Annotated in this window: 3 protein-coding genes; all 3 read right to left on the reverse strand. The window is 66.5% G+C overall.

Annotation, left to right across the window (positions count from 1 at the left end):
• Positions 1 to 100 precede the first annotated feature (100 nt).
• Genes ABLE93_RS26765 through ABLE93_RS26775 form a run of 3 tightly spaced genes read right to left on the reverse strand, consistent with a single transcriptional unit; the run spans position 101 to position 3,224 of the window.
• The gene (locus ABLE93_RS26765; protein WP_138399716.1) at positions 101 to 1,105 is read right to left on the reverse strand and encodes a tyrosine-type recombinase/integrase; all 1,005 of its coding nucleotides are present in this window, start codon (positions 1,103 to 1,105) and stop codon (positions 101 to 103) included.
• A complete protein-coding gene (locus ABLE93_RS26770; protein ID WP_138399717.1) occupies positions 1,102 to 2,022 on the reverse strand; it encodes a tyrosine-type recombinase/integrase in 921 nt (306 codons plus the stop codon). Before ABLE93_RS26770 ends, ABLE93_RS26765 begins: the two co-directional genes overlap by 4 nt.
• A complete protein-coding gene (locus tag ABLE93_RS26775; protein ID WP_138399718.1) occupies positions 2,016 to 3,224 on the reverse strand; it encodes a tyrosine-type recombinase/integrase in 1,209 nt (402 codons plus the stop codon). Before ABLE93_RS26775 ends, ABLE93_RS26770 begins: the two co-directional genes overlap by 7 nt.
• Between the last annotated feature and the right edge of the window lie 145 nt (positions 3,225 to 3,369).

Below are 3,369 nucleotides of genomic sequence, written 5' to 3' on the forward strand. Positions count from 1 at the left end.
CAGCCGCGCCCCACACGGCACAGGCCGTGGCGAACACGATGCCGGTGCAGGACCGGGGCGATTGGGCGAGAGAACCGCTTCAGGTGCGGACCTGTTCCGATCAGGCCGGGGCCTCCAGGTCCAAGAGCAAGGATGCGATCAGCGCATCCGGTGCCTTGAACCGGCCACGCCTGAGCTCCGGCGGGACGACCGCCTCGATCGCTTCCAGCTTTTCGGAGGGGTCCATGCGGAGATAGACCTCCGTCGTGCGGATGTCGGCATGACCGAGCCACAGGGCAACCTTCCGGATGTCGTGGGTGGCCTGCAGCATGACGACCGCGCAGCTGTGCCGGAGCTGATGTGGCGAGACGCTCCGACCATGCAACGATGCGCAGGTCTCGGCCGCCTTGCGGACGTGCTTGTCGAGCACATACTCGAAGCCTGCTCTGGTCATCGGCTCATCCTGCGCATTGACGAAGAGCTCCGGCACGCGGATCGCGCCCCTGACGCCGAGCCAGGCGCGAAGATCTCGCGCCGTCTCCTTCCAGAGCGGCAGGCAGCGCTCCTTGCGGCCCTTGCCCCGGATCATCACGCTTGCGCCGGGCTGGAGCGACAGGTTTTCGACCAGAACGCCGACCAGCTCAGAGACCCGCAAGCCCCCGGCGAAGCACAGGTGCATCATGGCCCGGTCGCGCACACCGGATCGTGTCGCAGGATCGGGAGCGTTGAGGATCGCGCGGACCTCCTCCATTATCAGATGACGGATGAGCTTCTGGTCATGGCGCTTGGCCGGGATGGCATGGATCCGGCCGATCTGCTCCAGGGCGGAGGGGACCTTGTGCTCCACATAACGCATGAACGTCTTGATGGCGGCGAGCCGCAGGTTGCGTGTGGAAGCGCTGTTGCCGCGCTCCTGTTCGATATGGGCGAGGAAGGCCACGATCATCGGCGCGTCGAGGTCTTCGATCGTCAGCCGTGACGGACGGGTGCCCAGCCGTTTCGCGGCGAAGTCGAACAGCAGCTTGAAGCTGAACGCATATGTCTCGCAGCTCTGTAAACTGTAGCCTCTCTGGCGAGGCATGTAATCGCGCAGGAAGGCGGTGATGAGAGGGGCGAGCTTCGTCATGCGACGCTCTCCCCGACCAGCATTTCTGCAGCCGAAGCGATATCCGCCATCATTTCCGGCGTCGCCTCAAGATACCAGTAGGTGTTCCGGATATCGGCATGGCCCAGATAGGTCGACAGGGCGACGAAGTGCCGGGCGACCACGCCGCGCTCGGCGCCGCATTGTTCCAGCACCCGGGTTGCGAAGGTATGGCGAAGATCATGGATGCGAGGCTGCCGGCTTCGCTCGGGCGCGATCCCCGCCCGGCGCAGGATGCAACGGAACGTGTAGTTCACCGTCGTCGGGCACAGCTCCCGATGTTCGACGGATGGGAACAGCCAGTCGCTCTCCCCGGCGCGTTGGCGGCGAACCTCGAGATAGCCTTCGAGCGCCTTGATGACCGTCGCATGCAACGGCACGAGCCGGCTCTTGCGGAACTTCGTCTCGCGGATGTGCAAGACGCCGTCGGGCTGGATGTCGTCGAGCCTGAGCGCGAGAGCCTCCGAGACACGCAGTCCCGTGGCAGCGATCAGCCCGAACAGCATGACGTAGAGCTGGCGCCGCAGGGGATTGGGCTTCTGGTGCCGGAGACTGCCGGCAGCATCGAGGATGCGGGCGATTTCGCCCGGCGCGTAGATATAGGGGATCGGCCGTCCATGCCGGCTCGGCGCGACGTCGGGGTGCGGGATCTCATGCCGCGGATCTTCGGCATGGAGGAAGCGCGCAAACAGGATGAGGTCTGTCAGACGCCGCTCGCGGGCGCCCGGCGTCCGGGCGACTGTCGCCAGCCAGGCGAGAACGGATGCCGTGCGGATATGCGCTTCGCCCCGCCCGGCGGCGAAGCGCGCGAAGGCGCGAAGATGCCGTTCGGCCTTGATCAGCTTGTAGCCGAGCGTGCGGCGCAGAGTGATGTAGCGGGCTGCATCGTCGCTCAGCACGGCAGCCTCCCGCCCCAGGGCTGCGCGATCTCCGACAGGAGGCCGATGTCCACCTTGGCATAGAGCGCTGTGACCGATGGCGAGCGGTGCCGCAGCACGGCGCCAACGCCGGCGAGGCTGACGCCGTTGCGCAGCATGGACGTCGCGGCAGAGTGGCGCAGAACGTGGGCGCCGCGATGGACACTTTTGACGCCGGCCCGGTCGAGGGCACGGCGCACGATGCACTTCACGGCGATGCGGCTCAACGGGTGGACAGGCGCCGTGTCCGTCAGGAACACCCGCGTCGTCGCGATGCGTGGCCGCGCCCGCTCGATATAGGCGAGGATGGCGTCGCCGATCTCTTGGGTCAGCGGCAGGCGCTCTTCCCGCCGGACCTTGCCAGCAAGGGTTATGCGGCTGGTCACCCAGTCGATCGCGTCGAAGGTGAGATCGGCGACCTCGCTTGCCCGCAGGCCGAGCCGGGCCAGGAGCAGGATGACGGCCCGGTCGCGCAGGCGGTCCTCGCCGTCGCACGCGATCATGAGACGGTCGAGGTCGGATTGCCCGAGGAAGCGCGGCGTGGTCGCCAACTGCCAACTTGCGAAGCTTGGAACCGCATGGTCCCGGCCGACCGGGCATTGTCCGATCGCCACGAGATACTTGAGGTAGGCACGCGTGGCGACGGTGATGCCCCGCGCTCGGCCACGGCCGTGCGGCTTCGCGCGATCGAGCACGAAGCCGCGGATCGCGGCAGCCGTGTAAGCTGCCGGATCAGTGCCGAGCGACGCCAGCAGGTCGACCAGGATCGCCTGATAGGTGTCGAGCGTGGAATCCTTGATGCCGCGCTGCTCCTGCATCCAGCGACGGAAGGCGGCCAGTGTCGGCCAGGTTTCCTCCAGCGACGGGTGTCGCTCCGGAGGCAGGACGTTCGTCTCCTGCAGATAGGAGATGAACAGCGCGGCGGCGCCCTGAGGGGCCCGCGCTGTCTTGCTGCCCCGGAACACCAACGCTGAGGCCGTGAGACCGGAAGCGAGCGTTTCGATTGCGAAGCCGGAGGTGCGCACCCAATCGCCCCACAGGGCGAGCAGACGCACCAGCTCCGTTATCGTCGCCGGCGAGTATTTCCTCTGGGTGAGCCAGTCCTTGAAGCCATCGGCATGCGGTTGCAGCCAGTTGATCCGGACATCGACGCTCCGGCGGTGTCTGCGCTTGCGTTTTGTCACCGTGTTTTCCTTCGATCTGCTTGTTCACGCCGGGAGCGCCCGGCACGGCGAGCAAAGCGAAGGTTTCGGCCGTATTCCATTCGACAGGCGATCTGCCTGGCCGATCCGAACGCGGCCACGGCCTGTGCCATGTGGGGCGGGGCAT

Source organism: Xanthobacter pollutisoli, assembly GCF_040044995.1.
Taxonomy (GTDB): domain Bacteria; phylum Pseudomonadota; class Alphaproteobacteria; order Rhizobiales; family Xanthobacteraceae; genus Xanthobacter.

What these genes read in the sequence shown, in the direction of transcription:
- ABLE93_RS26765 (WP_138399716.1), bottom strand. Translation starts at nt 1,105, where the DNA reads ATGACGAAGCTCGCCCCTCTCATCACCGCCTTCCTGCGCGATTACATG.